General features: G+C 44.3%; 43 protein-coding genes and 1 tRNA gene. 36 read left to right on the top strand and 8 right to left on the bottom strand.

Annotated elements, in window-relative coordinates:
- Position 1: 1 nt before the first annotated feature.
- From B9N86_RS20010 to B9N86_RS20000, 3 genes are all read right to left on the bottom strand, one after another.
- Positions 2-571, bottom strand: coding sequence for an outer membrane protein assembly factor BamD (locus B9N86_RS20010; protein ID WP_208914888.1), 570 nt, complete (start codon positions 569-571; stop codon positions 2-4).
- Positions 572-1,061: 490 nt separating this feature from the next.
- Positions 1,062-1,283, bottom strand: a complete 222-nt coding sequence (locus B9N86_RS20005) for a helix-turn-helix transcriptional regulator (protein ID WP_208914887.1) — start codon at positions 1,281-1,283, stop codon at positions 1,062-1,064.
- Between the two features lie 219 nt (positions 1,284-1,502).
- A complete protein-coding gene (locus B9N86_RS20000) occupies positions 1,503-1,889 on the bottom strand; it encodes a helix-turn-helix domain-containing protein (RefSeq protein WP_208914886.1) in 387 nt (128 codons plus the stop codon).
- Positions 1,890-2,108: 219 nt separating this feature from the next.
- Between B9N86_RS20000 and B9N86_RS19995 the strand changes: the two genes are divergently transcribed.
- The 23 genes from B9N86_RS19995 (at position 2,109) to B9N86_RS19890 (ending at position 15,444) form a co-directional block, all read left to right on the top strand.
- Positions 2,109-2,345: a helix-turn-helix domain-containing protein gene (locus B9N86_RS19995; protein ID WP_208914885.1), complete on the top strand. Its 237-nt coding sequence runs from the start codon at positions 2,109-2,111 to the stop codon at positions 2,343-2,345.
- Positions 2,323-3,219 (top strand): DUF3102 domain-containing protein, encoded by an 897-nt coding sequence (locus B9N86_RS19990; protein ID WP_208914884.1) that lies wholly within the window; start codon positions 2,323-2,325, stop codon positions 3,217-3,219. The genes B9N86_RS19995 and B9N86_RS19990 overlap by 23 nt, the downstream gene beginning before the upstream one ends.
- A complete protein-coding gene (locus B9N86_RS19985; RefSeq protein WP_208914883.1) occupies positions 3,191-3,634 on the top strand; it encodes an ORF6C domain-containing protein in 444 nt (147 codons plus the stop codon). Before B9N86_RS19990 ends, B9N86_RS19985 begins: the two co-directional genes overlap by 29 nt.
- Before the next feature lie 5 nt (positions 3,635-3,639).
- On the top strand, positions 3,640-3,897 hold the full coding sequence (locus B9N86_RS19980; protein WP_208914882.1) for a DUF7667 family protein: 258 nt from the start codon (positions 3,640-3,642) through the stop codon (positions 3,895-3,897).
- Positions 3,898-4,151: 254 nt separating this feature from the next.
- Entirely contained in the window at positions 4,152-4,331 is a 180-nt protein-coding gene (locus tag B9N86_RS19975; RefSeq protein WP_208914881.1) for a hypothetical protein, read from the top strand.
- Positions 4,332-4,364: 33 nt separating this feature from the next.
- Positions 4,365-4,562, top strand: a complete 198-nt coding sequence (locus B9N86_RS19970) for a hypothetical protein (protein WP_208914880.1) — start codon at positions 4,365-4,367, stop codon at positions 4,560-4,562.
- Complete coding sequence (locus tag B9N86_RS30680; protein WP_280174944.1) at positions 4,540-4,662, top strand: hypothetical protein; 123 nt, start codon at positions 4,540-4,542, stop codon at positions 4,660-4,662. The genes B9N86_RS19970 and B9N86_RS30680 overlap by 23 nt, the downstream gene beginning before the upstream one ends.
- An 18-nt stretch (positions 4,663-4,680) precedes the next feature.
- Positions 4,681-4,872 carry a hypothetical protein gene (locus B9N86_RS19965; protein WP_208914879.1) on the top strand — a complete coding sequence of 64 codons (192 nt, stop codon included), beginning with the start codon at positions 4,681-4,683 and terminating at the stop codon, positions 4,870-4,872.
- A gap of 67 nt (positions 4,873-4,939) precedes the next feature.
- Positions 4,940-5,542 carry a hypothetical protein gene (locus B9N86_RS19960; protein ID WP_208914878.1) on the top strand — a complete coding sequence of 201 codons (603 nt, stop codon included), beginning with the start codon at positions 4,940-4,942 and terminating at the stop codon, positions 5,540-5,542.
- A 32-nt stretch (positions 5,543-5,574) separates the two neighbouring features.
- Entirely contained in the window at positions 5,575-5,853 is a 279-nt protein-coding gene (locus B9N86_RS19955) for a hypothetical protein (RefSeq protein WP_208914877.1), read from the top strand.
- A gap of 3 nt (positions 5,854-5,856) precedes the next feature.
- Positions 5,857-6,063 (top strand): hypothetical protein, encoded by a 207-nt coding sequence (locus tag B9N86_RS19950; protein WP_208914876.1) that lies wholly within the window; start codon positions 5,857-5,859, stop codon positions 6,061-6,063.
- Positions 6,064-6,120: 57 nt separating this feature from the next.
- A complete protein-coding gene (locus B9N86_RS19945; RefSeq protein WP_208914875.1) occupies positions 6,121-8,118 on the top strand; it encodes an AAA family ATPase in 1,998 nt (665 codons plus the stop codon).
- Between the two features lie 2 nt (positions 8,119-8,120).
- Positions 8,121-9,233, top strand: a complete 1,113-nt coding sequence (locus B9N86_RS19940; RefSeq protein ID WP_208914874.1) for a hypothetical protein — start codon at positions 8,121-8,123, stop codon at positions 9,231-9,233.
- Positions 9,233-9,940 (top strand): MBL fold metallo-hydrolase, encoded by a 708-nt coding sequence (locus B9N86_RS19935; protein WP_208914873.1) that lies wholly within the window; start codon positions 9,233-9,235, stop codon positions 9,938-9,940. The genes B9N86_RS19940 and B9N86_RS19935 overlap by 1 nt, the downstream gene beginning before the upstream one ends.
- Before the next feature lie 23 nt (positions 9,941-9,963).
- Positions 9,964-10,116, top strand: coding sequence for a DUF6906 family protein (locus B9N86_RS19930; protein WP_208914872.1), 153 nt, complete (start codon positions 9,964-9,966; stop codon positions 10,114-10,116).
- A 227-nt stretch (positions 10,117-10,343) separates the two neighbouring features.
- Complete coding sequence (locus B9N86_RS19925; RefSeq protein WP_208914871.1) at positions 10,344-11,321, top strand: hypothetical protein; 978 nt, start codon at positions 10,344-10,346, stop codon at positions 11,319-11,321.
- A complete protein-coding gene (locus B9N86_RS19920; protein WP_210190597.1) occupies positions 11,239-11,676 on the top strand; it encodes a hypothetical protein in 438 nt (145 codons plus the stop codon). The genes B9N86_RS19925 and B9N86_RS19920 overlap by 83 nt, the downstream gene beginning before the upstream one ends.
- Positions 11,669-13,009 carry a replicative DNA helicase gene (locus B9N86_RS19915; protein WP_210190596.1) on the top strand — a complete coding sequence of 447 codons (1,341 nt, stop codon included), beginning with the start codon at positions 11,669-11,671 and terminating at the stop codon, positions 13,007-13,009. The genes B9N86_RS19920 and B9N86_RS19915 overlap by 8 nt, the downstream gene beginning before the upstream one ends.
- Complete coding sequence (locus B9N86_RS19910) at positions 13,006-13,380, top strand: hypothetical protein (RefSeq protein WP_208914868.1); 375 nt, start codon at positions 13,006-13,008, stop codon at positions 13,378-13,380. The genes B9N86_RS19915 and B9N86_RS19910 overlap by 4 nt, the downstream gene beginning before the upstream one ends.
- Positions 13,365-13,739 carry a MazG nucleotide pyrophosphohydrolase domain-containing protein gene (locus tag B9N86_RS19905; RefSeq protein WP_208914867.1) on the top strand — a complete coding sequence of 125 codons (375 nt, stop codon included), beginning with the start codon at positions 13,365-13,367 and terminating at the stop codon, positions 13,737-13,739. Before B9N86_RS19910 ends, B9N86_RS19905 begins: the two co-directional genes overlap by 16 nt.
- The gene (locus B9N86_RS19900) at positions 13,726-13,923 is read left to right on the top strand and encodes a hypothetical protein (protein WP_208914866.1); all 198 of its coding nucleotides are present in this window, start codon (positions 13,726-13,728) and stop codon (positions 13,921-13,923) included. The genes B9N86_RS19905 and B9N86_RS19900 overlap by 14 nt, the downstream gene beginning before the upstream one ends.
- Positions 13,920-14,606 carry a hypothetical protein gene (locus B9N86_RS19895; protein ID WP_208914865.1) on the top strand — a complete coding sequence of 229 codons (687 nt, stop codon included), beginning with the start codon at positions 13,920-13,922 and terminating at the stop codon, positions 14,604-14,606. Before B9N86_RS19900 ends, B9N86_RS19895 begins: the two co-directional genes overlap by 4 nt.
- 16 nt (positions 14,607-14,622) lie before the next feature.
- Positions 14,623-15,444: a hypothetical protein gene (locus B9N86_RS19890; protein ID WP_208914864.1), complete on the top strand. Its 822-nt coding sequence runs from the start codon at positions 14,623-14,625 to the stop codon at positions 15,442-15,444.
- A gap of 26 nt (positions 15,445-15,470) precedes the next feature.
- Here B9N86_RS19890 and B9N86_RS19885 read toward each other — a convergent pair whose 3' ends face one another.
- Positions 15,471-15,701 carry a hypothetical protein gene (locus B9N86_RS19885; RefSeq protein ID WP_208914863.1) on the bottom strand — a complete coding sequence of 77 codons (231 nt, stop codon included), beginning with the start codon at positions 15,699-15,701 and terminating at the stop codon, positions 15,471-15,473.
- 68 nt (positions 15,702-15,769) lie between these two features.
- Between B9N86_RS19885 and B9N86_RS19880 the strand changes: the two genes are divergently transcribed.
- From B9N86_RS19880 to B9N86_RS19845, 8 genes are all read left to right on the top strand, one after another.
- On the top strand, positions 15,770-15,979 hold the full coding sequence (locus B9N86_RS19880; protein ID WP_208914862.1) for a hypothetical protein: 210 nt from the start codon (positions 15,770-15,772) through the stop codon (positions 15,977-15,979).
- A gap of 45 nt (positions 15,980-16,024) precedes the next feature.
- Positions 16,025-16,483 carry a hypothetical protein gene (locus tag B9N86_RS19875; RefSeq protein WP_210190595.1) on the top strand — a complete coding sequence of 153 codons (459 nt, stop codon included), beginning with the start codon at positions 16,025-16,027 and terminating at the stop codon, positions 16,481-16,483.
- A 91-nt stretch (positions 16,484-16,574) separates the two neighbouring features.
- Positions 16,575-17,030 carry a hypothetical protein gene (locus tag B9N86_RS19870; protein WP_210190594.1) on the top strand — a complete coding sequence of 152 codons (456 nt, stop codon included), beginning with the start codon at positions 16,575-16,577 and terminating at the stop codon, positions 17,028-17,030.
- A gap of 2 nt (positions 17,031-17,032) precedes the next feature.
- Positions 17,033-17,494 carry a hypothetical protein gene (locus B9N86_RS19865; protein ID WP_208914859.1) on the top strand — a complete coding sequence of 154 codons (462 nt, stop codon included), beginning with the start codon at positions 17,033-17,035 and terminating at the stop codon, positions 17,492-17,494.
- On the top strand, positions 17,491-17,850 hold the full coding sequence (locus tag B9N86_RS19860; RefSeq protein WP_208914858.1) for a BC1872 family protein: 360 nt from the start codon (positions 17,491-17,493) through the stop codon (positions 17,848-17,850). The genes B9N86_RS19865 and B9N86_RS19860 overlap by 4 nt, the downstream gene beginning before the upstream one ends.
- Before the next feature lie 31 nt (positions 17,851-17,881).
- A complete protein-coding gene (locus tag B9N86_RS19855; RefSeq protein WP_208914857.1) occupies positions 17,882-18,370 on the top strand; it encodes a hypothetical protein in 489 nt (162 codons plus the stop codon).
- A gap of 61 nt (positions 18,371-18,431) precedes the next feature.
- Positions 18,432-18,881 carry an ArpU family phage packaging/lysis transcriptional regulator gene (locus B9N86_RS19850; protein ID WP_208914856.1) on the top strand — a complete coding sequence of 150 codons (450 nt, stop codon included), beginning with the start codon at positions 18,432-18,434 and terminating at the stop codon, positions 18,879-18,881.
- Between the two features lie 19 nt (positions 18,882-18,900).
- Positions 18,901-19,137, top strand: coding sequence for a hypothetical protein (locus B9N86_RS19845; RefSeq protein ID WP_210190593.1), 237 nt, complete (start codon positions 18,901-18,903; stop codon positions 19,135-19,137).
- 130 nt (positions 19,138-19,267) lie between these two features.
- On the opposite strand, the gene B9N86_RS19840 is transcribed toward B9N86_RS19845, so the two are convergent.
- A tRNA-Val gene (locus B9N86_RS19840) sits at positions 19,268-19,340 on the bottom strand.
- A 150-nt stretch (positions 19,341-19,490) separates the two neighbouring features.
- Between B9N86_RS19840 and B9N86_RS19835 the strand changes: the two genes are divergently transcribed.
- Both B9N86_RS19835 and B9N86_RS19830 read left to right on the top strand, forming a co-directional pair.
- Entirely contained in the window at positions 19,491-19,757 is a 267-nt protein-coding gene (locus B9N86_RS19835; RefSeq protein WP_208914854.1) for a hypothetical protein, read from the top strand.
- Positions 19,758-20,075: 318 nt separating this feature from the next.
- Positions 20,076-20,522: a GNAT family N-acetyltransferase gene (locus B9N86_RS19830; RefSeq protein ID WP_208914853.1), complete on the top strand. Its 447-nt coding sequence runs from the start codon at positions 20,076-20,078 to the stop codon at positions 20,520-20,522.
- 78 nt (positions 20,523-20,600) lie between these two features.
- Here the strand turns inward: B9N86_RS19830 and B9N86_RS19825 are convergent, their stop codons facing one another.
- Entirely contained in the window at positions 20,601-20,837 is a 237-nt protein-coding gene (locus tag B9N86_RS19825) for a DUF3892 domain-containing protein (RefSeq protein WP_208914852.1), read from the bottom strand.
- An 84-nt stretch (positions 20,838-20,921) separates the two neighbouring features.
- A complete protein-coding gene (locus B9N86_RS19820; RefSeq protein WP_208914851.1) occupies positions 20,922-21,659 on the bottom strand; it encodes an MBL fold metallo-hydrolase in 738 nt (245 codons plus the stop codon).
- A gap of 213 nt (positions 21,660-21,872) precedes the next feature.
- Here B9N86_RS19820 and B9N86_RS19815 point away from each other — a divergent pair, with 213 nt between their 5' ends.
- Together B9N86_RS19815 and B9N86_RS19810 are read left to right on the top strand one after the other, a co-directional pair.
- Complete coding sequence (locus B9N86_RS19815) at positions 21,873-22,427, top strand: stalk domain-containing protein (RefSeq protein ID WP_208920560.1); 555 nt, start codon at positions 21,873-21,875, stop codon at positions 22,425-22,427.
- 87 nt (positions 22,428-22,514) lie between these two features.
- On the top strand, positions 22,515-22,838 hold the full coding sequence (locus B9N86_RS19810) for a DUF1292 domain-containing protein (RefSeq protein WP_208914850.1): 324 nt from the start codon (positions 22,515-22,517) through the stop codon (positions 22,836-22,838).
- A 62-nt stretch (positions 22,839-22,900) separates the two neighbouring features.
- On the opposite strand, the gene B9N86_RS19805 is transcribed toward B9N86_RS19810, so the two are convergent.
- Positions 22,901-24,379, bottom strand: a complete 1,479-nt coding sequence (locus tag B9N86_RS19805; protein ID WP_208914849.1) for an aminotransferase class I/II-fold pyridoxal phosphate-dependent enzyme — start codon at positions 24,377-24,379, stop codon at positions 22,901-22,903.
- Positions 24,380-24,566: 187 nt separating this feature from the next.
- On the opposite strand from B9N86_RS19805, the gene B9N86_RS19800 reads away from it, so the two are divergent.
- Entirely contained in the window at positions 24,567-25,862 is a 1,296-nt protein-coding gene (locus B9N86_RS19800; RefSeq protein ID WP_208914848.1) for an MFS transporter, read from the top strand.
- Positions 25,863-25,892 lie beyond the last annotated feature (30 nt).

Here is a 25,892-nt window from a genome sequence, read left to right as displayed (position 1 = left end):
ATTATAGGCCATATTTATCTTTGAGTTTTTGATGTAATTCTATAGCTTTGTCTTTGTTATCATTTTCGATAAATTTAGCAAGTTCCTCGAAATCATTTTGCTGTTCTTCTGATAAAAGAAGATAATTACTCTTAATAAGATCAGCGATGTCAGTTCGATTTTCTAACGATACGGGACCGACAGACTCAACGTATATTTGAGCAGCTTCAATAGAAAGAGCAGCAAATTTATCGTTTGCTTCAGTTAGAACATTCGAGGTGGTTTTAGGCTCAATGTATTCCCCGCCTAATTTCGCATGCAAAGCCCGCACTTTTTCTACATCCTCTTGATCCATTAGATCTGCCAACTCAAGAAATTGTTTCTTGTCCTCACCATCTGCCAGGTTCCGAATAAATTCGGATGACGATTTTGCTTCTTCTGTTTCTCCCATTTCCATTAATTTAATGTAAAGCTCAGCTTCTTTAAGTAATAATTGACGACTTTGATCAACTGATTTTCCCTCTGAGTTACCACAAGCCGTAACAGCAAGTAATATGAGAATCAGCACAGTAAACACCCATGTTTTCTTCACTTTCTCACCTCATATAATTATTACTTAAAGTCTAGCAGATTCAGGTAATCTTGTTTAGCCCCAAAAATCTGCAGCATTCAAATAATGTCGAGGAAATGAAAAAGAAAATTAGAGATTGAACCTTGAATATATTATGTGCTATTATGAGAACCATATCATATATTTACCAATTAACTTACTCCTAGCCTGGGCAGAAGGGGCTTTCTAAGTAGATTAATTATTGATTAGTGGTTTACAAAGGCCGCTACAAAATCAAGTTTGAGGACAGAAGCATCATCTCTTTTAAAAAAAAGTTCAATAGTGATAGTTATACGCACACTTATTGAATTTTGAATTTCAAAAGAGATACTTCTTATCTTATTTGATATTTGTAGTGGCCTTTTTGCGTCCAAAAAACTTTAAAGGGGGTGGTGCTAGGAAGGTTTTGTAACTAAGGAGTGATGTGTCACCCGTTTGGGTGACAAGTAGCCCGGGGGAGAGTGAAAACCACTCAACTCCTGCGAACGACTTTGAGGATGTATAAATCTGTGATGCGGCAGCCTAAAATGTGAGCAGCATTAAAGGCAAATTCGAGGGACATCTTGCGTTCTCCATTGATGAGCTTACTTACATACTGGCGTGAAACACCCATACGTTTAGCAAACTCTGCTTGTGTCCATCCCTTCTCATTTAGTCGTTCCAGCAGGGTGCAATCCCCGAGCTGGAAACTCATTCATAACTCCTTTCGTTTTCGGAACATTCGTTCTCGTTTTTTGTTCGGTTTTATGATATGCTTTTTTTACAATCTCACACGGAAAAATCAGGCATTGCACTATTACTGGAGGGCTGTACATGCAAAAATCAGAAGCTGACATTAGTTTAGAAGATTATTTGAAGATGCTTACTAATAAAGGTATCGATGTTTCTGAAGTGAACACTTACTTGGATAACCTTATTTTTTCCAGCGTTTCAAAGCAGCTTCTAAAAGATTGATAACGTCATCCGCCTCTTCTTTACTTAATTCATGCCCCTTATACGTAAGTTTAAATTGGTTTAACTTTTCAATAGGAATATCAGCTAACTCCGACTCCTCATGAGGATCGGAGTTTTTATTTGTAATATCAACACCATAAAAATTGAGGGACGTTTTCTTCAGCAAATAGTCGGTTGTTGCTTTTAATATTTCTGACACGTTAATTAATATTTCTCCACTTAGTCCACGTTTTCCCCGTTCAATATCATACAGGTACTGAGTTGAAATTCCGAGTTCGGCAGCCACCTCTGGACCGCTTAACCCCAATTCTTTTCTGCGTTCTCTTATACGGTTACTGTTATCCAATTCTCATCGCTCCTTAAAAATAAAGCTATATGCTGAATAGATACTATCACTAAAATATTTAAAAGTAAACACGCAAATAGCTGGAAATAGGAGAAAAATCAAGCATTAAGCTGTATATAGCTTAAAATATCTCTAAAATAACGCAATATGCTTTATTTTTCACTTTGATAAATAAAGCTATTAGCGTGATAATACGAATCACAGGAGGTGAGCAACATAATGGATTTTTCCAAGGCAGTTAAGGTGGTTATGGAGAAAACGGGAATGAGGAAAGCCGAAATTGCCCGTGCAACAGGATACAGCTATCAGCACATACATGATTTGTTGGCAGGTGAACGTAGATGGAACGAAGACTCGATAAATAAAGTCTGCGATGCACTTGGAATTACGATCAGTATTTCTTGTACTGCTACTGATGAAAAGGATGGTGAGTATGAACGAGCTAACATTATCTAACGATCTTCAGATTATAACCGCTGAAATAAACAGTTACAAACAAATCGCCGGACAGTCAGTATTCGAGATCGGCAAACGATTAATGCACGTAAAGGAAAATGACTTGGCTCATGGGCAATGGGAAACATGGCTTGAACAGGTTGATTTAATTCCGCGAACCGCACAGCGAATGATTCAGGCGTATGAGCAGTTCTCAAATACGACGACGTCGTCGCTTTTGGAAACAAGCAAAATCTTTGAAATGCTCTCACTTCCAGAATCTATCGACAGGGAAGAGTTCATCGAACAGGAACACGAAATCCCTTCAACGGGAGAAACGAAGACAGTTGATGAAATGACGGTCCGTGAACTCCGGGAAGTGAAGAAGGCGCTAAAGAATGCAGAACAGGATAGGGCAGCAGCCGAACAGCGAGCTCACGAAGCTGAGATGGACAAGCAGGCTGCAATAGCACAAAAGCATGCTCTTGCCCAACAGATTGAAACGTTAAAATCCAACACACAACGTTCACCGGAGGATGAAAAGAAGCTGCGTGAGCTGATCGAGGAAAACCAGCGTTTGTATCAAGCTAATCGCAGGATGGAAGACGAAATGCTTGAGCGGAATACCGCTGATGAAAATGCCCGTTCAAATCTTCGAAAAATGAAGGAGTCACTGAACAAAACAAGGGCCTATGTGGATGTCGATCTGTCAAGCGCTCTGATGTACTTCTCATCCATTTCAGATCACCGTGAAGCTCAAGAATACGCCGCTAAATTTTGGGCGGAGTTGGATGAAACAATCAGTCGCAATCGGGCCAAATGGAACCAAGCATTACAGAATCCAATTATTGAGGAGGTAGGGGAGGATGCAGGCAAAGTTTTTGACATCAGTTGAAGTGCAATCATTACAAGAACGTCTGAGCTTGTATGAAAAGCAAATTGAGGCATTGAAAAAGCGCGTGATTTGCACGCGTAAAGATCAAGAAGCGCTTCGAGTGAGGGGAAGAGCTCGGATGATCGAACTGTTGGGAGATCCGGATTCAGAGAATTTTAAGGCTAATAAGCGGCGTGGATTTTCAATGCTCTGGAGTGAGTACAGGCAGTGGTTTAAGCCGATTCGATCATACCGTGACACCCTTGAAAAAGATTATGACGCGGGAATCAAATTTATTGAAGAGTGGATTCCATCAGTACAACAGGCGATTTCATTATCGTGCTGCCCATTGTGTCAGCAGCAACCCGGGATGACTGAAATAGATGATCTGAAGTTGTGCCGTAGTTGCGCAAAGATCATCAACGAAGGACGGTGATTAACATGGCAGTCATCATCCACCCAGCACACCGTAAACTAGCCGAGCTTGTACAAATGATAATTGACCATCATAGTGGCGAGCTTAAAGTCAGAAATCTTGAGATGAGATTGCTTTTCCCACTATTGATGGACAACCTCATGCTAGTCCGAGAGACGGATGAGTTGAAGAACCTGGCGCTTGAAGCACAGACAGCGGGGGATATGGATTGGGTGCAAGAGATCACCGTCAAATTAGATGAAATGGAGGCGAAGTACTCGTGACGCAGATTAATGAAATCCCTGTGGAAGTCATGAGCCACTATAACAACCTTCACATATTCTCAGAAAGTGGCCTTGTGAATCCCGCGAAAATTGACTTCGTCCTGATGGAAATCGCAATGATCGAACGCGACTTTCCTCGCATCAGGGAATCACAATGACCGCATTGCTGATCGTCGCAGCTTGGGTCCTCATCAATGCATTGTTTGTCTTCCGGCTTTGGATGGTAGCAGAGATGAAAGAAAGGAGAAGCAAACTTGAACGCAGCAAATGAACTACGCAAGAAGATGGTACAAGCCTTGCAAGCTGAACGGCGTATGCTGGCTGAGCGCAGATACCTGGAAGCGCTGGATGCTCGTGGAGAATACCGGAGATGCCGTCAGGAGCTATTGAAACTGTGGGGTGATCGTCGGGATGTAATGCAGGAAGTCATATAAAACATCATTCACTGGAAGGAGGTGAAACAGGAGATGAGCAAGGTCGAGATAGGAAAGAAATTTAAGCTCAAGTCAACGGGGCAGCGATTTGTTGTGGTGGAGGAAATCAAAATATTCAGATTATCACCAGTTGCCGCACCAGCATTCCACACACCGAATTTGACGGAACAGGATGTACTGGATCAATTCGAACCATATGAGGAAGGAGATGAAAACGACAGAAGCTGCTGAGATGGTTCTGAAGGGGCTATTATGCCAAGTGTGCGGGGCTTATGTGGATGGCGAGGAGCCGGGGTATCCACGTAAGTGTGAAGATTGCGAAAACGAATAACTGGAGGTGAACAAACCAATGAAACCAAGTATTGGACGTATAGTTCATTTTAACGATGAAGTGGGTAAGACACTAGCTGCAGTTATTGTCGCAGTTGTAGACAATGTTGTGAATTTATCTGTATGGAATGAATTCGGACATCAGTTCAATGTTTTAAACGTTCGCCAAGGTAACGAACCTGGTCAATGGAACTGGCCGCCGCGCGTGTAAAATCGGTAACACCTATTATTTTTTTGCCAAAATCGGGTTTTTGAGCCCTAAAAAAGGAGAATGAGCAATGACAAAGCTGAAAGTTGAGTTGGAGCTGGACTGGTTTGACTCTGAAACTGGAACCGTTTCGGATGAACTTAGAACCGAGGTTGTAAGGGGCTTGCAAGATCGTTTGATCAATAAAGTAGAAAAGCAAGTACAGTCTACGATTGAATCAAAAATCAAAGAAGCTGCTGACAAGGTAACAAGTGATTTCCTTATTGCCATCTTCGAAGAAAAACTTCAAAACATCAAAATCCCATATGACACAGGCATGTGGAGGGATGAGGTGAAGTTACTATCCCTCAGTGAATTTGTTGGTACGCAGTATGACAAGTTCCTTGAACGAAAGGTATTCGATGAATATGGCAAACGTACAGACCGCGAACGCGAAGCTAAATATACCGTTCATGAATATTTCGCCAAGAATATGCTCGGCAAGGAGCTTGAAAAGAAACTATCGGAACTTATAGCAGATGCACGGCAGAAGGCTGAAAATACTGTTCTGAGCACGCTCGAAAAGAACTTACGCGAACAGCTTTCCGCAGATATTATCAATCGCCTGAATATTCCTTCAATGCTCAAGAGTTTGCAAGAGAAAGCTGCTGAAATAGAACTGGATGGGAATTAACAATAAAAATTAATAGAAAGCGAGGAAATCACATGGATCAAAAGACGTTGGAATGGATGGCAGAGCGAGTGACGAAAGGTAAAGCCATCATGAGGAAAATCGAGGAGCTTAATCGCACGCGCACCGGGATGATTATTTGCGATCGGATGAGATTCTTTGATAAACACGGAAATACAACTGGACACATTGATAGTTTTGCTAAAAAACCTGACCTCGGTTCGAATGAGTTGATTGGTGAGATAAATACGCTTGTTATTGAAGCTATCAACCGTGAAATTACTCGGCTCGAACAAGAACTTGCGGAGCTTTAAAGCATGAGAACAGAAAGCGAACTGTTTAGTAGTTTCCGCGAATCTCTTACACCTGAAACCCTGAAAGACATCGATAAGCTGCTGTTTCTATACGAATGGTACCTGGAGGAAACCGATCCAAAGCATAGGGAAGTTCTGAAAGGCCAGATGAACATCATCGAACAAAAATACAACCTTGTCACAGATCACACAAAAAAAGCCGCCCAATGAGAGCGGTCAATAAGAAATTATACAAATTCATAATACCACGGAAAGCGAGGAAGGCAAATGGTAAAGCAAATCAAGATTATCTCTTTAACCTTTAGATATTTCAAAGGTCTTCAGGAAGTCACTCTTCAGCCAGACGGTCAGGACACCAACATCTACGGCCCCAATGCAGCGGGTAAGACGACTCTATTCGATGGTTTCTACTGGCTCCTGTTTAACAAGGACAGCAGGGAGAAGGGGAAACCTGAGAAATGGATTAAAACCCTGGAATCTAACGGTGAGCCGATGCATGGAGTTGAGCACGAGGTCATTGGTGTTCTTGAAGTTGATGGGAAGCGCCGGGAGTTCCGTAAAGTATTCACCGAAAAATGGACGAAGAAGCGCGGAGCTGCTACTGCTGAATTCACAGGTCATAAGACAAATCATTTTGTTGATGGCGCTCCATACAGTGAAGGAAATTACACAACTGAGATTTCAAAGATCATTGACGAGGAAGCGTTCAAACTGCTGACTAATCCATCGTACTATGCTGAGCGACTTGATTTAAATGAACGCCGAAAGTTGTTGTTGGAGGTCTGCGGTGACATATCCGACAACGAAGTTATCTCGAACAACAAGGATTTGTCCGAGCTTCCGTCAATTCTGGAAAATCGGACCTTGGATATTCACAAAAATAAGATCAAAAGCGATCAGGCTCGAATTAATAGCAGGCTGAAGGAAATCCCCAACGGCATAGCAGAAATCAAGCGAGTTATGCCTGATACTGACGGTCTGAATGAGGAAATGATGCAAAAGCAAATCGAGACGCTTCGCGACCGGATCCGCAACAAAGAAGACGAAATGAACCGAATCCAGAACGGCGGGGAGATAGCTGTTAAAACAAACCGTCTGCGGGAGATCGATGGCGAGCTGCTTCAGATCAAAAATGAAATCCAGGCAGGTTCGTTTGAAAAAATCAGTGCCAAGCGCCAGCATCTCTCCAAGAAAAACGCCGACTATGGGGCGCTTGAGGATGCAACGAAAAGGATGGAAGCCCATGTAACAAGGCTGCGCTCCCAAATTAAAGAGAACGAGGAAACGAGAGCCCGGCTGCGTGATGAGCGAGACAAGGAAAAAGAATCGCAGTTCGTTTATTCCGGTGAAGACTCGTGTGCAACTTGCGGTCAATCGTTGCCCATAGAAAAGGTTGAAGAAGCGCGGAAAAGGGCAGAGGAGCAGTTTAACACACGAAAATCCCAAACCCTTGAACAGATCGTGTCTCGCGGAAAAACCGAAAAGCTTTTGGCTGATCAATGGGCTAAAGAAATTGAACAGATCACAGACACAATCGAAACTAACCGAATCAAGATGGATGCCCTGGACCAAGAAATCAAAGAGCTCGTGACAGGAATCGAAACACTCGAGTCATCTACTCCAAACATTGCTTCTGATCCAGTGTATGCAAGCAAATTGCAGGAGCGCGAGGAAATTGAGCGCACGATACGAGAACTTCGCTCACAGTCTGTCAGTGCCTTAAGTGAGGCCCGTTTGGAAGTGGTAAGTCTGCGTGCTGAACTCGAGTCCCAAGAAAGAAAATACGCCGGGTTCGATCAGATCCAAAGAGGGCAGAAGCGCATCGAGGAGCTGAAGACAGAGGAGAAAGAACTTGCTCGGCAATATGAAGAATTGGAGCGGCAGCTCTATCTGACAGAGGAGTTTACTCGCACAAAAGTTCAGATGCTCGAATCCAAGATCAACGCCAAGTTCCGTAACGTGAAATTCCGGTTGTTCGAAACCCAGGTTAACGGCGCTTTGAATGAGACATGCAAAATCCTTTATGGTCCGAACCTGGTTCCATACGAAGACGGCCTAAACCGAGCAGCACAGGTTAATGCCGGCTTGGATATCATCAATACTCTGTCGGAGCATTACAAGGTGATCGCTCCAATATTTATCGATAACGCTGAGGCTGTGACTGATATCGAGAGCACGGCAGGCCAGCAAATCAGATTGATCGTAAGCAAAGAATATCACGACTTATACGTTGATAAAGCCGAAACCCACACAGGAGGCGTTTAACCTTGAGTAACCAAACTTATTCCACTGGATTAACAAAAGTGAATGATACATTCCTTCCAATGATCGAAAGTCAATTAGTCAATAACGGCATCAACATGGATCAGTATTCGAAGCAGTGCGTTATGAATGCTTTGTCTTCCATCAACGCTGCTTTGGACACAAAAGGATTGAGCTTCAACGACTCGCAGCTCGACAAAAACAATGTGACGACAACCCTGCTGAATGTGGCTGCACTGAAGTTGAATGCGGCTGCCAGTCCGCGCGAAGTGTACTTCCAAATCCGGAACGTCAAGGTCAAGGTCGATGGTAAGGACGTTTGGAAGAAGCAGATTGAAATGGGGATCGAAGGCGACGGTAACGATGCGATCCTGAGTAACTTCGGTCGAAACGTCGATCAGGTCCGTCCCTTCTGGTTGGTGCGAGAAGGAGATGAATTCGAATACCCGTCCTTTAATGGATTGGAGATGACTCCTCCGAAATGGACACCTAAAGGCAAGGGGGATGTCGTGCGGGTTGTGTATCCGATCATCTTCAAGGATCAGAGTATTCAATACTTTATTTCAGAACGTGATGACGTAGCTAAAAACCTCGTCGCACATATTCAAAATAACATGATGAACGAAACGTTCGGCGTGCTGCCAGCAGGGAAAACGAGATATGACGCTAATGCTGACCAGTTAAAGAAAATTGCTGAGAAGAAAACTGTTCTGTTGAAGAAAGCTTCAGAACTCGGATTGAAGGCACTGGATGATGACGAGCTTCAAAAATGGATTAGCCCGGCATGGTCTGAGTATCACAGCCGTGAGGCCATGATCATTCGTAAGATGCGGAACAACTTGGTCAAAAAGATTCCAAAAGATTTCGGTAGCGCCTTTGTTGAGCTGATTCATGATCAAGCTTCAGACGGCGATTATGCTGCAGTCCGAGAGGAGATCACAGAAAGAGCCAATCGTGAACCGATCGACATCAAGCCTGAGACGCCAACTGAACCACAATGGAAGCCACAAGACGAGCCTGCTCCTGATCAACCTAAACAGGAACAGAAGATGGAGACACCACCTCCAGCCAGCAATAAGCCTGAGAAGAACAACGTTCCAGCTGACGACGATTTCTGATGATCGAGATTAAGCCATTAGGGTCCAGCAGCGCGGGCAATGCCTATTATGTGACTGACGGTCATACACCCCTGCTGCTGGAGTGCGGGCTTCGGTTCAAGGACATACAACGAGCCCTAAATTATCGAATGTCGGAAATAGCTGGTTGTTTAATGACCCACCATCACCAAGATCATTCTTTGGCTGCGCGGAATATCATGAGATTCGGAATTGACCTGTATGCTTCTGCTGGAGCGTTGGAAGCAGCTGGATTGTGTGGGCATCGTGCAATCTCTGTGAAGGCCAGGGAGCAATTCAGACTAGGTACATGGACGATCCTGCCATTCGAGGTCGAACACGACGCTGACGAACCACTTGGATTCCTACTCGTGAACAAGGTTGGGGAAAAGCTGTTATTCGCAACAGATACCTGGTATATCCAGTTCCAGTTTAGCGGTCTGACACATTTGCTCATAGAGTGCAATTATTCAGAACATATTTTGGACCAGAACATAATCTCAGGAATAGTCGGCGTTGAGCGAAAGCGACGTTTGCTGAAATCCCATTTCAGCCTTGAAAACATGAAGGAATTCATCAGAGCAAACGACATGAGTAAGGTCAAAGAAATCTGGTTGATTCACTTGTCTGATACGAACAGTGATGCTGATCTTTTCAAACAGGAAGTACAAGCTTTGACTGGGTGCCCTGTGTATGTCGCTGATAGATAGATCATCTGAATGGAGTGAAAGTATTGAAGAATGGAAAGAATCCCACACTCAGGCAAAAACGATTCATAGAAGCAGCTGGACTTGATCCTAATGACTGGCTTGTTTACAAGGTTAAGGCTGATCTGCTTCAAATTATCCATCGCAAGAACGAATCCACCAAAATCATAAACGCTTAGGAGGCGCATTTCACATGAAATCTCAAATGAACGGCTTTCCTATCTACTTATGGAACAGGCAGTTGTAGAAATATATGAACGTTGCCCAGATTGCCAGATATGCGGCAACGAGATTAACCCAGGACGAGAGGAATACATTGATGATTTTCGGGTGTGTCCTCGGTGCCACGGGGAATTGAATACCAAACAAAGCTATTCACGCTTAAAGAGAACGTTGGTGAGGAGGCATGAGCGGGTTTATCCCGATTGGTAGAGAGCTTCAAAATCACTGGCTCAGGCGTGATAAAGATTACTGGATGGTGTTTTGTGAAATGTACTTTCTGGCCCGTTATTCAGACAAGCCTGAGATACGAACCATAGACGGGCTGGAAGTCACAATCCATCACAAGGAATTCATTTTTGGTCGCCCTGGTTGGAGTCGGAGGCTTGATATATCCGAGCAGCGGCTGAAGACTCTCATCAAAAAACTGATTGATGAAGGGTTCATAAAACAGACCCAAAGGCACAGTAAATTCACTGTTTATTCCTTCGAATATGAGCCCGAAATAATCCAAAATAGCAACCAGCAGAACAACCAGCACAGCAACCAGCAGAATTTTTCAGAGCAACCAGCAGGAACCCAAGCAGGACAAGGGATTTCAGGCACAATCAACCAGCAGAATTTTTCAGAGCAACCAGCACAGCAACCAGCAGAGCAACCAATGAAAGAAGAAGGTATTAAAGAAGAAGGTATTAAAGAAGAATGTTTAACTGATAAAACTCACAAAGGGGCTGTAGACAAAATGGCTTCTAAATCCAAAGTGGAAAAGAGTCGTGAGGGCAAAAGTGAATATGCAGAAAGTGTATGGCTCAAGCCCGAAGAACATGAGAAGCTGCTGAACGAGTTTGGACAAGAAGGATTAACGTGGATGCTCGATGTTCTCAGTTCATACAAATTATCCGTGGATAAGTTTTATGCAAGTGATTATGCAGTGTTTAAACGAGGTGGATGGTTGCGATTGAAATATGAGGAACATCTGTCTAAGAACAAACAAAAGTCTGGGGGGTACAAAAATCGTAGCCAACAGGCGAATGAAGACTTTGACGATCTGAAACAACTTTATGCCAACGAGGTGAACAAAGGTGCAGACAATATCAATGCCGGAAGTGATCGGATTGTTGGCGAAAATCAAAAGGGCATATCCAGGCTTCACAAATCTAATTAACCGCGATGAAAGTGGTAGGGCTCTATCAAGTCCAACTGCAGAGCTTTGGCATGAAAGACTGAATATCAATGGGGTCACGTTGGATCAAGCTATGTACGCCTTGGATTTACACATTGATAACGAGAGATTCGAACCGACTATAGCCGATATTCTTAGACCTAAAAAACAACTTTCTATTTATGACGTGCAGAAAATTGAGCGAGAGCAAGAAGTTTTGTCCTTGAAGGAGTACCACGAAAACAATATTGTCGGTCCACCCCCAGATCATGTTCTGGAGAAGCTACAAAAACTTTTTAACAAGACTAGGGTTCCGGCCTTCAAGGATTACAGCGGCGGCGGTGATGAAAATGAATGATTACAACTACTTATACGAAGCTGAGATCAACGTCCTGGGATCGATAATGTTGGATAAAACACTTATGGACGACTGCGTTCTGATGCCGGAATCATTCTCCCCGGCTTGGGACAATGGGAAAATCTTCGAGGTGCTAAAGTACGCGTATAAGAAATTCTCAGATCAGCCGGATCCCTTTTACCTCCCCTTACTTGCACAACATTGGGGGAAGAAAGTGGAGAAGATCGGCGGATTCAGTAGAATCACTGAAATCCAAAGATCAGTTCCGCACACCAATGGGATGTTCAGGCATTATCAACAGATTGTTAACGATGAATATGTACAGCGTGAGATGAAAGATGCTGCGGAGCTAATAGCAACAGGGAAAACAACCTTGCAAAACGCCAAGGCTCGCATGGAAGAACTGGAGGATATCCAGGCTAGAACATCGATTAAGGACGGCCCGATGAATCTATCGGATCTACTTGAGAGGCATACGTCGATAATCATCAAGCGGTCGCAACACCCTGGAGGTGTAACCGGACGTAAGTCATGCAGCACAGATTACAACAACATGAGTAAAGGGCATCAGAACGGTGATTTTATCGTCGTCGGAGCCAGGCCGTCGGTAGGTAAATCAGCTTACCTTTGCAATGAAGCTTATGCATCCAGTGAAGACGGATCGACTTCATTTATTGTCTCTGGTGAAGATGGGGCATTTAATATGCTTGAGAGAATGATCGGGGCGGTTGGACGGGTCAAGATATCGCACATGAAGTCCGGCCAGATGACAGAAAGTGACTGGGAACGTTACAGTAGGGCCGCCGATTTGATTGGTGAACGTAAGATATTCATCGACGATTCGTCAGGCCCGACCATTGAACATATATGGCGTACCGTTCGCAGGATGGTCAAGCTGTATCCCAAAATGACACTGTATATTGATTACCTTCAGCATCTCCGAAGTGAAAAGAACTTCACGAGCGAGAGGGAAATGTACAAGTATATCTCTTATCAACTCAAACAAATTGCTCGTACGTTAATGATTCCGGTTGTGTGTTTGGCTGCGGTAGGAAGAAGCGTAGATCAGCGACAAGATAAGCGTCCTATGATGTCAGATATTCGAGATTGCGGAAATATTGAGAGCGATGCTGATATCGTTATATTCCTTTACCGGGACGATTACTACAACGCAGATAGCGCCCGTAAAGGTCTGATTGATCTGATCGTTGCCAAGGGTCGAAACGTCGGCACTGGAACGATAACCATGGTGTTTGACAAACCGTACCAGTCCTTCTTGAATATCACCGAAGAAATGAAGCAAAAGCGCAAGGAGAAGGGATTAAGCGCATGAGCCGAGTTATAAAAGATGACGAAGAATTCAACCGTGCTATACAAGGCATGGTCTCATTGACGGAAGAATTGGAAGATATCGATCCGTTGGCGGACGAGGAGGACATTAACCGGAAAAAGTGGATGCTCACTCGAACCGCACAGCTTGTGCAGGAATACAGCAGAGGAAAGTACGCGGAAGAGTTCCCGGAATTACGTAAGAAGTATGAAGAATTAGGATGGCCTTATCAGGACCTAAGCGGAGGACCAAAACACATACCGGAACAAATACAGCCGGAATCTGAACAGGCGCCAGAAAACGAACCACAGGAGCCACAGCAGCCAGTTGAAGAGAAGCCGAAGAAGAGTTTGGGAGGATGGCTGGATTTTTAGAAAGCGAGGGGAAACGGATGCCAGAACATATATGCTTTGCTATCCCTCTGATTGATTATCCGGTTAAGGGATACCAGCCAGGGGATATGAGAGTGAAGCTTCAGGAAGAAGTAAACGAGTTGGTTGAGGAAATTGAGTCAGCGAACTACGATCAGCGCCGCATGCTCAGCGAACTGTTTGATGTACTTCAGGTAACCGTTGGGCTAATCCGGCAGCAGGCAAGGGAGATCACGTCACCAAGCGAAGCAAACAAAGTACTCGACGATGTGATTAAACGAGCTTATTTTGATCATCTCTACAAGATTAATGAGTACGCACGGCAGCGGTCATGGGAGGTTGTGCAAGATGCCAGGATGTAAGTTTCCAAAGTGTAACCATGCTGCTGAAGGTACTTGGGCATTGGTCGATCTCTGTGGTGAGCATCGTGAAGCGATCAGTAACGAGACCAACCTTTATTACCGGAAAAAAATTAATCAACATCAGCGGTACCTTTACCATCAGATATCCTGGTTGATTTCATGGAGCCGTGAGGCATCAGAATGAGAATCGTCGGCATCGACCCCGCCACAAATACAGGAGTGGTCATCTTGGATGCCACGGGACAGCCCATAGGAGCAGCTGTACTGACAGGGAAAGGAGAGTATAAGCCGGGTGGCATCACTCAAGAGCAGCGGATTTCCCTTGAAAATCAGATATACAGCATTCTCCGGCCCGGAGATGTGGTCACCAAAGAGGGGATTGGGCACGCAACCGAAATGTTGATCACCACAGCCAAGATTCACGGCGGTCTCGAAGGGATGATCACCCGCAGGGGGCTAGAATTCGACGAGGTTGCCCCCAATGCCGTTAAGAAATTCGTAAATGTAAGCGGCTGGGTAGGGGAGCCTGGATCCAAACAACGACTCAAAGGGAAAGCAAAAAAAGAGGCAATGGCAGCCGCGGCCCTGGAGCACTTCGGATACTCCAACCCAAGGCATGACGTGGTTGACGCTTATATCATCGCCAAGATCGGCGAGGCGGTTTATCGGATCCGGAACGGTGAGAAGACGCTGGACGATTTCCATCTGGAGTACCAGCGAGAAGTGATCTGGTCCATCATCGATCCGGTCGGATACAAAGAGTACGAGAAAACGAAGAAGAAAAAATCAAAATCGACCAAACGCCGGGGGAAGCCTGCGGCGGCAGATAGTCACACCCAATTGACGGAACAGCCGTTCTTATTTTGAGTGAAGGAGGGATGATATGGGCACATCTGTACCCAATTGGAAGAATGAAATTCAAGGTGGATCACCACCAAGCGAAATCAATCATTACACCCTTAATCCAGAGGAATTAGCTGCGATACAAGGCAAACCGATTCCACCATCACACAAAAAACCAATAGGATTTGCAACCAAAATTAAGGAGGTCGAAACAAATATGGCAAAGGTGAAAAAGCAGGATTACCTATCACTACGGGCTAAGGGATTGTCCAAAGAACAAGCTTCCAAGAAACTCGGAACTACGTTGGCAAGCCTTGAAAGCTACTGGCTTACGAAACAGTGGGGCATTAAAGATGAAGCTGCTGAAGAGGTAGCGATTTTCAGATACAAGGAAGCCATCAAAGGGAAAAAGGAGAAGTCCGAGGATACTGCTGTAAAAAAAGAGGTACCAGTTGAGCCAGAGATTGGACCTCTTCCGATCCACCTTGAAATGGATACGATACAAAAAGAGGAGATCCCGCAAATACCTGTACGTCTGCCTCAAGAACAGGCAGATGCATTGAGAATGGTCCTACAGGTCAAAGAGCCGGATGAGATTGTCCTGCATCACTCACAGACGTTCATTATTACACGTGAGAGAAGGCTGGGTGAGCTCGATCCGCTGAATGATATGACGATGGATGACATGATCCGCGCAGTGTATTTTGGCTACGAGATCAAGCGGACTCCAGAGGAACAGCTGCTGTATGAGTTTGAGCAAGCAGAAGCGATGTATGGAGCTCAAGAAGGTTTGGCTTATCGTACAGGTTTGCAGATCGCCGCTGAGATCTTAGGGCATAAGGTTGTGGGTGTAAATGCTTAACCCACATAACCCTACTATTAATTCGACTACCACACAAAAATTTTCAAAATTGAACCAACGATAAGAGCTGCTCCTACACCGATGTTTAATAATCCAATAATTCTGAAACGTAATAAATCAGCATCATCTAGGGTCACGTCTTCAGGGATCTTTTTGATCCATCTAACCCAGTCAGAATCGGGTTTTAACAAAAAAAGAAACGCTAGTACGGTAACAAAAAGTCCAAGCAACATAACAAACAAATCTAGAACTAACATAAAATCACCTCTTATATGTAATACGCGATAAATTTCAAGAAGTTTTCATACCAAAGGAGCGATAAACGATGATCGGAAAAGCGAGCGAAATCTTTGTGACGCAAATCAAGACGATAGAAAATGACCTTGACCTTCGTATCACTAAGTTTTTAAGCAATAACCCAGCCTTCCAAATTATAAAGATGGACTTCACGACAGTCATGATGGTTCGTGGAAGCCATCAACAGCAAACTCAATACGCCAGAGATACGGTATTTATCACATACAAACAGCCTTAACCGCCATAACCCATCAAGGAGGGATAAAACGTGCCCTACCAATGCATGAACACCGGCATGAAGCTCAACGTCAGAGCGGACCAGCGATTAAAACGCCGTTCAGCTGATAGGGTGGCTGCTGGACAACGTTGGGAGTTCGTTCGGGGGATGTACGGCAACGTGTATGAGGTAGTCGATCATGAACGCTTTTGCTGGTATCGACAAGATCGACCGGTCGAAGGTCAAGGAGATGTGTTCGAAGGATTTCTGCCTTACAAGTGCGATTACTGCCAGCAGATCGTTAACACAATCGACCACGTTCAATATAAGGCAATTTACTGGTACTACGTGAGGCCTAAGCTTCCAAATGCCGAATGGAAACAAACATCTGTTCAAGTTAGGTTCAGCCGTTGTGAAGCTTGCAAACATGGCCCTTTGCCCTTTCCTCGGGAAATGGTTGGGTATCACATGACTGAGCTATACCAGGGCGAGAAATTGATCTATCAGCAAGAACGGCGGTTGTAATTCCAGGTGTGGTTGTAATTCCAGGTGTGGTTGTAATTCCAGGTGTGGTTGCAAGCTCCAGTATAAGGAGGAAAGACATATATGACATACAATGTCGAGGCAATTGCTTAAGTTTAATGATGGTGTTGCTTATGTGCTGGATAAGCCAATCGAGTACAAGTACTACCAACAAGGTGATTTGATCATTGGTATTGATGATAGCTGCACCTTTATAAAGTCATATTATTATGATCGACCAAGTCCAGGGTTCTACGCCTTCGGTGGGCATAAATTCGACATCCCTCTTGAAAATGGAGAGGTTGTACATTGTTATGGTCAATGGTGGGATGGAGGTTATGAAAAAGTAGAAAGTTTGCTAGGAGAAGAGCTTGTGAGTGTAACCTATAGAGACATTCAATCACTAGAAAACTGTTTTGTTTTTACAGGTAGCTGTGCAATCAAGGACAGCATTGAAAAGCTACGTCAGACTTATACTGGCGAGGTATACGAGTACAGGGCATATGAAGCTATGTTAAAAGGTCGGGATTACCCAGTAGGTAAGGGATAGACATGAATAGCCAAGTAAAGCCGAAATACAAATTCAAATTCGGAGACCTCATTGAGAACCATTATGCCAGTGAAGACAATCCAAGACGAATCGGGATTTTTATTCGAAAAAAAAGCAAAGGACACTTCGAAATGACAGATGGCAAGGGGACGTTTTGGTTAAGCGCAAATGACAATGACAAACTCGTTAAGATCGGCAACATCATTCATGACACCCCACCAGCATCCACCACTACGCCGGAAGATAAAGAAGCATTCGCACGTATAAACGCTATTTATTATTCCGAGCACCAACAATTTTTAAATCAGCGTAGAGAGCTGGCGGATGAAAAACTTCGTGCTGATCAGCTGACGAAGGTTGCGGAGGATCTCAACAATGAACTCTTCTCGGCAAACATGACGATTGAAGGGTTGGAGTTAGAAGTCAGTTCGCTTCAAGCGAGATTGAGGGAGGAAGAAGAATGACAAGGGAAGAGATACTGGCTATGAAGCCGTGGCAAATAGATAGGCATGTCCATGAGATATTGTTCGATGGTGAAGACTTATCTGAATTTGAGTATAAGGGCAACGGATCTTATGTGAAGGTTACAGATACAAGTGTTATATGGCGAGATGTTCCGAACTACTCCACGAATTTATCCGCAGCATGGGAAGTGTTCGAAAAATTTGGTTACCATGCATTTATTGAAACTAATCATGGCGGTGGTTACATCGCATCAGTCAACTGTATAGCCGCATTTGCTATCACTGCTCCTGAAGCCATCTGTAAAGCTGCTCTTATTGCTGTGTTGGACCCTATCAACCTACCTGGAGATTTTTAATTTAATCGATAACCGAGAGGAGCAATAATCCATGAAAACAAGCATGAACGTACTTTTTAAATCGATGCAAAAAGATGATAAGAAAGAGATCCTGAAGTTTGAAATCAAGGGTGCCGAGGATGTGGACGGCGAAGCTGAGCTGTTTGATTTATCCGGTGATATCGTTGTGATTTCCATGGAAGTCGGTGGAGATGATGTTTGCGGCGAGATCAACGCTGAGTTCATTTCAATGCAACGTGATAGTAAAAAGACAGTGATGAAATTCGGTATTAAAGGTGACAGCGACGATAAGGCAGCGAAGTTATATCGGTTCGCTGGTCGTAACGTAACACTGAATGTCGCTCCAAGCCAGATGAGTATAGAGGAGTTTAACGAGCCGAGAGAAGGTATTCGCGGCAAGATCAATCCAGATGGCACGGTCGAGGTTGAGGACGAGAACCAGATGACACTGGAAGAGGCAGCTGCAGCTGAAGAAGATGGACCACCGATGCCAGACAATGATGATGATCTGCCGTTTTAACATAATTCATTTCCCGGCTTCGGTCGGGGATCCCCTTCAAGTTTGGAATTGAGGTGATAAGGTGGGTCAACAAAGCTTTTTGCCAGAGATAGACCGGAAGAAGACACAGGCAGCCGTTGAAGCTGCTTTCGAGAAATACAGGATATATAAGTACTTGACCTTTGAAGAGCGTGAGGCAAGCATCACAGCCTCATATGAGGATAGGCCGAGTGGCCCTACAAATGTGACCAGTGATCAAACTGCAAGCATTGCGATTTACAACGTTGACTCGAGTAAACATCGGAATGATTACTGCGATCGTATTGAGCGTTTGGTAAAACGTCTGCCACGCATGGAAAAATTCCTGATCGAGGAGCGTTACATGACAACCGAGCATGATTATATTACTGATCAAAAGGTGTATAGTTTCAGTTTTCAGCCACCGATCAGCGAGAAGACTTATAGCAAAATCAGATGGAGGGCGTTCTACAAACTGGCTTTAAATATGAATTTAGTGGTGGAAAAGGTGTAAAAATAGGAAGGTGATCAATATGGGGACTATCACTAATAGCTTGGATTGGAATGATTACCCGATGACTCTTAGACCAAAGCACATCGAGCAGATAATGGGGATGAGTCAAAAGAAAACATATGAATTTTTAGCAGACGCTCCATTCCACGTAGCCCGAGCAGGAAGAGATATTTACATCAGTAAAATGGTATTTAGAAATTGGTTTGAGGGAACGAATTTTGATACCATCCCAGAAAAAGTAAGCAGCGGAGCATAACCGCTGCTTTTTTCGTATCATTCGTATCGAAAGTCGATTCGTATCAAATTCGTATCACGGCACCAAAAACAGAGAGGTGTATAAACAAGAAAAAACCCCTGCGGCTTAGTGCCACAAGGGTTTTCGTTGATGATCTGTAGTGGGCTCGAACCACTGACCCCTACCCTGTCAAGATAGTGCTCTCCCAGCTGAGCTAACAGATCATAATAAAATAATAAATATGCTGTTTCGAAAGACAATTTATATATTATCAGCTGCCTTTACAAGTGTCAATTGTTTTCTCGTTATAAAATCCGGTAATCCGGTTCAGACTAAAGGAAAGCATGGTTTTTCCAGAAAGAAGAGAGGGCTGCATGATGGTAAGAAAGCATCTGAGATTAAGTGGGATTGGAATTTGCACCGTGCTTTTGGCTGTCCCAATGCTCGGTGGGTGCAGTATTTCCTCAAGATCGTCCGTAGAGATGGAAAACCTACAAGCACCATCTGCACCTGTACTACAAAATGTCTATGACCGTTCAGTCGATAAAGATGTTTATTCGTCTGGTCGGGGACGGGGGGAGAGCCTGATTCCTGAACCGTCTCTAAAGCCGCAGGATAGTCTTCGAGATTCAGTGAAATAGTCGAGATTACCTCAACGGTAACAGCACACCACAAAACCGTCGCCCGGAAAGAGCTGACGGTTTTGTGGTGTGCTTTCTATTCATCATCCCATTTGCGGGAATAACCTTTTTTGATGGTATAAAACATGGGGTAAATCAACAGAACCGAAATGATGATAGACCAAATAATTGTGCCTTTCATACCCATGCCCACTTGCAGCCCCTTTCCAATAGTATACATTTCACTCTACTATACAGGAAAACAAAAATTTTGTATAATAATTCATCTATATCCGGCGAAGTGATGCAGGAAATTCCCCATATAAAGAGGTGTTTATATTGGCAGCAGAAATCATCAATGTTACGACAGAGGAGCAGTTGCGTGAAGCGCTGGACATTCGTAAGGAAGTATTTGTCATTGAGCAGAAGGTACCGTTAGATATTGAGATCGACGAACTTGATAGTCTGGATGCCGACGCGCATCATATCCTGATTAAATACGAAGGGGAATATGCGGCAACAGGCAGGGTGACATATTACAATAAAGATTCAGCCAAAATGCAGCGTATTGCTGTTCGGAAGCCTTTTCGATCTAAAGGTCTAGGCCGTGTGCTGTTAATGGCTATGGAGACTCAAGCCCGTGAACTGAAGCTGTTACATTCCGTGCTCGATGCACAATGCCAGGCGGAAGCTTTTTACAGTAAGCTCGGTTACGTTACCACTTCGGATGAGCCTTTTGACGATGCTGGAATACCCCATGTACGGATGAAAAAACAACTTCAATAAACTTAAAATTACAGCCATTCTAACTAAAAGACCCCGAATCAATGTTCGGGGTCTTTGTTAAGTCGATAGACGTTTTCCTTAAAATATCGGCATATTATCGAGGTTGTTGCTCGGGTCGCCATCGGCATTGGAGCGAAGATGCATCTCATTGTCCCGCCCACGGAATACGTTCAGGTTCTTAATTTCATTGTTTTGAACCATTTGTTGAGCGGCCTTGTAGTCTACGACAGAGCCTGTATCGAGCTTCAGCTGTACAATGTCACCATCACCGTTCTTACGTACGGCTACTACTTCTGCTTGTTGATCATTGTTCATTTGATATCGCCTCCCACACCTAGCTTCCCCGCTACACCCAGGATTCTATTCATGAGCGGACTGGATAAAGATATCTACTTGCTGTTACAACTCGTAAATACGTTGCTGTTCGAGAAATTGCATACTATCCGTACGGCCCTCATAACTTCTCATTTCGTCACCGTAATGCATGAGATAGATCTGTTTGCAGATATGCTCCGGTAGGCTAAGCAGCTCTTCTAGTGTGGTGTGAACCGCACCATGGCCTTCGAGCTGACACTCATGCAATATAACTTCGCAACCGCGTTCGTTCACCAAACGATTTAGCAGTTCCGGATCAAAAATCATATCTGCGCTGTAAAAAATGCGGTCATTGAAATAGATGGAGAAACTGTCCTTCCCTGGGATATGCCGTGTCTGGATAAGCTCGGCCCGAATGCCTGGTGATATATCAACGGCTGTCCCTGGTTGAAGTGGACGGACATCAAATACATCATTCAGAGACGTGATTGATCCTTCCTGATACAATCCTCCACGCAAAGTGTTTTCCCATAACGGCATAACGAGCGCTTCAGCTATGTATAACGCTATTTTGCGGTTGTATTGCATTTTCATTCTGAACGCCAGTTCTTCCAAACCGCCAACGTGATCCGCATGAATATGCGTAATGAGCACAGCATCTACAGACTCAAAGGATCGACCAAGACGATGAAGTGCCATAGGCGCTGTAACACCGCAGTCGAGAAGAAGGGTAAAGTTTTCGTCAATGATAAGTGCATTGTTATTAAAAAAAGACTTTGCGAAAGCACCACCGGTACCGATCATTTGCAGTTTTAGTGTCAATGAACTCAACCTCCAGGCGATAATGATAATAGAGTAAGCTAATAGGTATATTTTAACGAATTCTCTGTTTATTTACACGGATTATTATGTGTTTATCCTTAACTTAAAAAAATTGACCATTAATTACCTATATCTGCGCAACTTTGTTTTTTACCTTGTAGTATACACATATAACAACTAGAAAAAGTAGCGGAGGGATGCTTTTATATGAAATTGAAATGGAAAAAAATAATGGCCTGCACACTTGTCCTTTCATTAATGGGCGGAAGCTCTTTGTTGTTTGCGGATTCCTTTAAAGAACATGTACGAGTATGGATGAATGGCCAGGAGCTGAAAGACGGGGGCTATCTGATAGAAGGCAAAACATACATTCCGGTCCGTGATATTGATGGTGCGGTACATTGGGACAAGGATAGTGGAAAAGTGATTATTATCCAGCCCAATGTGCATATTTTCCTGTTCAAAGGAAATACTGTTTTCGGGAACGTAAATAAAGGCAAACTGAAATTTAATGTGTTCAGCCAAATCGATACATTAAATGATAACATCCATTCGGTTAAAGTTGCGATCTCGGATCCGGCCGGAAAAGTGACGGATATACAGACCCAGGAAGTCAAGAATAGTAAAGATAATTTCTGGTTCCGTACGGATGACTTCACGTATGATTTCAACACAGTCGGTAAGTATTCCGTCGGCTTTTACATCAAGACTTCAGCTGAATCCAGCTTTGTAAAAGTGGCTGAAAAAGTAATTACAGTTTTGAATTAATGTGTTGGTGTTGGTAAATTGACCTAGTTATTTTTCCGTGTTACCATACGGGAGTAGATAATTTTAACTGAAGTGAGGTATTACTCAATGAGCGATCACAAACATGAACACGGAGATGCATGTGGCTGCGGTCACGATCACGATCATGAGCACGACCACGACCATGAAGAGTTTGTGCTTACTTTGACGGACGAGCATGGCAAAGAAGTGGAAATGGTACTCGTAGAGACATTTGATGTTAACGAGAAGCTGTATGCACTTCTTCTTGAACGTGAAAATCCGGGAGCAGACGGCGTCATTCTGCGTATGGAAGAAGAGAATGAAGAAATGGTTCTTTACAATATCGAAGATGAAGAAGAATGGAATGCGGTTGAAGCAGCTTATAACGAGCTGGTAGCAGCTCAGGAATAGTATATGTTAAACGTAAAGACCCCAGTGCAACGCACTGGGGTCTTTGATCTCTCCCGCCTTTTTTAGAAGATCGGGTCGGCCTCAACAATGACCTTAACGTTTTGAATGCTGCGGTCCTCTGGTCCTTTAACCGGAAGTCCGACATCTACGTGGTCAATAATATAATCGATGTTATCTTGGGAAATAACCTCGCCCGGCAGAAGAATAGGAATACCCGGCGGATATACATAAATGAACTCCGCAATAATCCGTCCTGCAGATTCCTTGAACGGAACAACTTCTGTATCGCCATAAAACGCGTCCCGTGGGATTAGAGAAAGCTGAGGAATTTCTGGGATTTTCACAATCAATTCATTGATTTCATTCACATTATTGTAAGTCTTGGACAAATGTCGGAGAGCGGTGATCAGTGTTTCAATGGAATCTGCCGTGTCTCCAGGTGTGACCAAACACAAAATGTTGTACATATCACTGAGTTCGACCTCTATGTTGTAGTGCTCACGAAGCCAGTTCTCGGTCTCATATCCGGTAATACCTAAGTGGCGTACGTGAATGGTCAGTTTAGTGGGGTCAAGGCTATAGGTCGCTTCGCCACCGTCCAAAATGTCCTCCCCAAAGCAGTACAAGCCTTCGATCTCATTGATCGACCGCCTAGCATACTGAGACATTTCAATCGCTGTTTCGCACATTTTATGCCCATTCAGTGCCAGGTTGCGCCGAGACGTATCGAGTGACGCCAGCAAAATGTAGGAGGTTGACGTCGTGGTTAGCATACTGATAATCGTCTGGATTCTAAACGGATTCACATAACCGTTTTTCGTGTTGACATTGAGTACAGAGCTTTGAGTCATCGACCCACCAAGCTTATGGACACTCGTTGCGGCCATATCAGCACCGGCCTCCATCGCTGACATCGGCAGGTCATCATGGAAATGAATCAGCACACCGTGCGCCTCATCAACCAAGACCGGTACGTTGTAACTGTGCGCCAGATCCACGATTTCTTTCAGGTTTGCACTGACACCGAAATAGGTTGGGTTGATGACAAGAACCGCTTTAGCATCAGGGTGTCTTTTCAACGCTTTGCGTACGGAGCTAATTGTAATTCCATGATCGATTCCTACATTGGAGTCCTGTGCTGGCGATACAAATACAGGCTTGGCTCCGGAATAGATAATGGCAGACAATACAGATTTGTGAACATTTCGGGGTACGATGATTTTGTCTCCAGGAGAGCAGACAGACATGATCATGGTCATGATCGCTCCGCTTGTACCCTGAACGCTAAAGAAGGTGTAATCCGCTCCAAAGGCATCTGCCGCAAGCTTCTGTGCTTCTTCGATCACACCGGTAGGCTGATGAAGATCATCTAGCGGAGCGATGTTAATCAAATCTATCGAGAGGGCATTATCCCCTATAAATTCCCGGAATTCTGCATCAGTACCGAGACCCTTCTTATGCCCCGGAATGTGAAATTGCACCGGGTTTTTGGCCGCGTGTTCTTTCAATGCGGTGAAGAGCGGTGTACGGCTATGGTCCATGGACGCTGTCACAACCTTTCTGTGTGTGAAATTGTTTATGATTGTCTATTTGTGTTTCATATAAACAAAATTGAGTATAGCAAAATGGAGGGGGAATGCAAGCAAAGGATATAGGAGGCATGTCTTCCCGAGAACAGGCAAGAATAGAGATATCGCTGTAACAGTATGAACGATGGGATGTGAAAATATGTCGCAAGTCATTTCCCCGGTGAAAAAGCGCCGATTAATGTCTCCTTTTTTCTTTGAGCTGCTCGCGATTATTTTTTTAGTCGAGTTTATTAAGGGATCATTACTCGTGGCGGTTCTGCCGGTATATATGAAAAATGTTCTGGGTGTATCGGGAACCGTTATTGGCGTTGCCTTTGCCTTACAGTATTTGGGGGACAACCTGTTTCGCAGTCCTGCAGGCTGGATCGCGGAACGCCTTGGCTTCCGGGCAACCATGTCCGTAGCACTGTCGATGGTTGTCATCGGCGTGGTAATTATTGCATTTACCGACGGGCCGTTTTGGCTGTCGCTAGCATGCCTTATCCTTGGAACGGGAACAGCTCCTCTATGGCCTTGCGCCATGACCGGAGCCACGGAAATATCCGGCCCGAACAACAGCAACGGGACGGCGATGGGAGCCCTGGAGACTGCGGCACTGGCAGGAACGGGAGTCGGGCCGATCACGATGAACTTTGTGATGGAGCATACGAACAAAAATTATCAGACAACTTTCTTAATTATGATTGGAGCGGGCATTATTCTTGTCCTGACCGCGCTGCTGCTTCCAGGCAGAGTGAAGTCAAAAGTGAAATCCGAAGTTTCTTCTTCTGCAGCAGCTGCTGGAAAGGGATTGAAATATGGATTTAACAAACTACGGACAAGCGTCAAGGCTACACTTCATGAGATAAAGACGACTTTGAATATCAGCTGGCTGGTGTATCCAGCGTTATTTTTACAGTCCTCTGTCATCGGGCTCCTCAGTCCGGTACTGACGCTGTATGTCAGCAACGAGCTTGGGGCTTCACCAAACCAATATAGTCTGATGCTCATTGTCGGGGGAGGAATTACGGTGCTTGCACTTATTCCGGCAGGTAAACTGATTGACCGTTTTGGAACGAAATGGTTTCTGAACGCCGGATTTCTACTTTGCGCGTTTACACTGAGTATTTTTACTTTGTTTACAGCACTACCGATTGTTTTTGGTCTGGTGTCCGTTGTCGGTATCGCGTATGCCATGATTTTGCCGGCCTGGAACACCTTTGTTGCCAGTATGGTCCCGAAAGGCGAGAGAGGTACCGTCTGGGGCTTCTTCTTAACTCTGCAGGGCTCAGGTATGGTGTTTGGACCCATCGTATCTGGCTGGCTGTGGGACGGTGTTGGTCACGGTGCACCATTTATAGCGAGCGGAATCGTTATGGGGATACTGTTCTTCATTCACCTTTTCCTTAGTCGCCGTCAGAGACCTTCTGTTCATCCGAGACGTGCCAAGGCTTGATTCAAAATAAAGGTACAACAAAATATAGCC

It is taken from the genome of Paenibacillus uliginis N3/975, assembly GCF_900177425.1.
Lineage (GTDB): Bacteria > Bacillota > Bacilli > Paenibacillales > Paenibacillaceae > Paenibacillus_AQ > Paenibacillus_AQ uliginis.
This window is presented reverse-complemented; position numbering and strand designations above follow the sequence as displayed.

Bases quoted from the DNA above. Each gene is read 5' to 3' on its own strand.
- B9N86_RS20005 (WP_208914887.1), bottom strand. From the start codon at position 1,283: ATGAGTTTCCAGCTCGGGGATTGCACCCTGCTGGAACGACTAAATGAG.
- B9N86_RS19995 (WP_208914885.1), top strand. From the start codon at position 2,109: ATGGATTTTTCCAAGGCAGTTAAGGTGGTTATGGAGAAAACGGGAATG.
- B9N86_RS19990 (WP_208914884.1), top strand. From the start codon at position 2,323: ATGAACGAGCTAACATTATCTAACGATCTTCAGATTATAACCGCTGAA.
- B9N86_RS19985 (WP_208914883.1), top strand. From the start codon at position 3,191: ATGCAGGCAAAGTTTTTGACATCAGTTGAAGTGCAATCATTACAAGAA.
- B9N86_RS19980 (WP_208914882.1), top strand. From the start codon at position 3,640: ATGGCAGTCATCATCCACCCAGCACACCGTAAACTAGCCGAGCTTGTA.
- B9N86_RS19970 (WP_208914880.1), top strand. From the start codon at position 4,365: ATGAGCAAGGTCGAGATAGGAAAGAAATTTAAGCTCAAGTCAACGGGG.
- B9N86_RS30680 (WP_280174944.1), top strand. From the start codon at position 4,540: ATGAAAACGACAGAAGCTGCTGAGATGGTTCTGAAGGGGCTATTATGC.
- B9N86_RS19965 (WP_208914879.1), top strand. From the start codon at position 4,681: ATGAAACCAAGTATTGGACGTATAGTTCATTTTAACGATGAAGTGGGT.
- B9N86_RS19960 (WP_208914878.1), top strand. From the start codon at position 4,940: ATGACAAAGCTGAAAGTTGAGTTGGAGCTGGACTGGTTTGACTCTGAA.
- B9N86_RS19955 (WP_208914877.1), top strand. From the start codon at position 5,575: ATGGATCAAAAGACGTTGGAATGGATGGCAGAGCGAGTGACGAAAGGT.
- B9N86_RS19950 (WP_208914876.1), top strand. From the start codon at position 5,857: ATGAGAACAGAAAGCGAACTGTTTAGTAGTTTCCGCGAATCTCTTACA.
- B9N86_RS19945 (WP_208914875.1), top strand. From the start codon at position 6,121: ATGGTAAAGCAAATCAAGATTATCTCTTTAACCTTTAGATATTTCAAA.
- B9N86_RS19935 (WP_208914873.1), top strand. From the start codon at position 9,233: ATGATCGAGATTAAGCCATTAGGGTCCAGCAGCGCGGGCAATGCCTAT.
- B9N86_RS19925 (WP_208914871.1), top strand. From the start codon at position 10,344: ATGAGCGGGTTTATCCCGATTGGTAGAGAGCTTCAAAATCACTGGCTC.
- B9N86_RS19915 (WP_210190596.1), top strand. From the start codon at position 11,669: ATGAATGATTACAACTACTTATACGAAGCTGAGATCAACGTCCTGGGA.
- B9N86_RS19910 (WP_208914868.1), top strand. From the start codon at position 13,006: ATGAGCCGAGTTATAAAAGATGACGAAGAATTCAACCGTGCTATACAA.
- B9N86_RS19905 (WP_208914867.1), top strand. From the start codon at position 13,365: ATGGCTGGATTTTTAGAAAGCGAGGGGAAACGGATGCCAGAACATATA.
- B9N86_RS19900 (WP_208914866.1), top strand. From the start codon at position 13,726: ATGCCAGGATGTAAGTTTCCAAAGTGTAACCATGCTGCTGAAGGTACT.
- B9N86_RS19895 (WP_208914865.1), top strand. From the start codon at position 13,920: ATGAGAATCGTCGGCATCGACCCCGCCACAAATACAGGAGTGGTCATC.
- B9N86_RS19890 (WP_208914864.1), top strand. From the start codon at position 14,623: ATGGGCACATCTGTACCCAATTGGAAGAATGAAATTCAAGGTGGATCA.
- B9N86_RS19885 (WP_208914863.1), bottom strand. From the start codon at position 15,701: ATGTTAGTTCTAGATTTGTTTGTTATGTTGCTTGGACTTTTTGTTACC.
- B9N86_RS19880 (WP_208914862.1), top strand. From the start codon at position 15,770: ATGATCGGAAAAGCGAGCGAAATCTTTGTGACGCAAATCAAGACGATA.
- B9N86_RS19875 (WP_210190595.1), top strand. From the start codon at position 16,025: ATGAACACCGGCATGAAGCTCAACGTCAGAGCGGACCAGCGATTAAAA.
- B9N86_RS19870 (WP_210190594.1), top strand. From the start codon at position 16,575: ATGTCGAGGCAATTGCTTAAGTTTAATGATGGTGTTGCTTATGTGCTG.
- B9N86_RS19865 (WP_208914859.1), top strand. From the start codon at position 17,033: ATGAATAGCCAAGTAAAGCCGAAATACAAATTCAAATTCGGAGACCTC.
- B9N86_RS19860 (WP_208914858.1), top strand. From the start codon at position 17,491: ATGACAAGGGAAGAGATACTGGCTATGAAGCCGTGGCAAATAGATAGG.
- B9N86_RS19855 (WP_208914857.1), top strand. From the start codon at position 17,882: ATGAAAACAAGCATGAACGTACTTTTTAAATCGATGCAAAAAGATGAT.
- B9N86_RS19845 (WP_210190593.1), top strand. From the start codon at position 18,901: ATGGGGACTATCACTAATAGCTTGGATTGGAATGATTACCCGATGACT.
- B9N86_RS19835 (WP_208914854.1), top strand. From the start codon at position 19,491: ATGATGGTAAGAAAGCATCTGAGATTAAGTGGGATTGGAATTTGCACC.
- B9N86_RS19825 (WP_208914852.1), bottom strand. From the start codon at position 20,837: ATGAACAATGATCAACAAGCAGAAGTAGTAGCCGTACGTAAGAACGGT.
- B9N86_RS19810 (WP_208914850.1), top strand. From the start codon at position 22,515: ATGAGCGATCACAAACATGAACACGGAGATGCATGTGGCTGCGGTCAC.
- B9N86_RS19805 (WP_208914849.1), bottom strand. From the start codon at position 24,379: ATGGACCATAGCCGTACACCGCTCTTCACCGCATTGAAAGAACACGCG.
- B9N86_RS19800 (WP_208914848.1), top strand. From the start codon at position 24,567: ATGTCGCAAGTCATTTCCCCGGTGAAAAAGCGCCGATTAATGTCTCCT.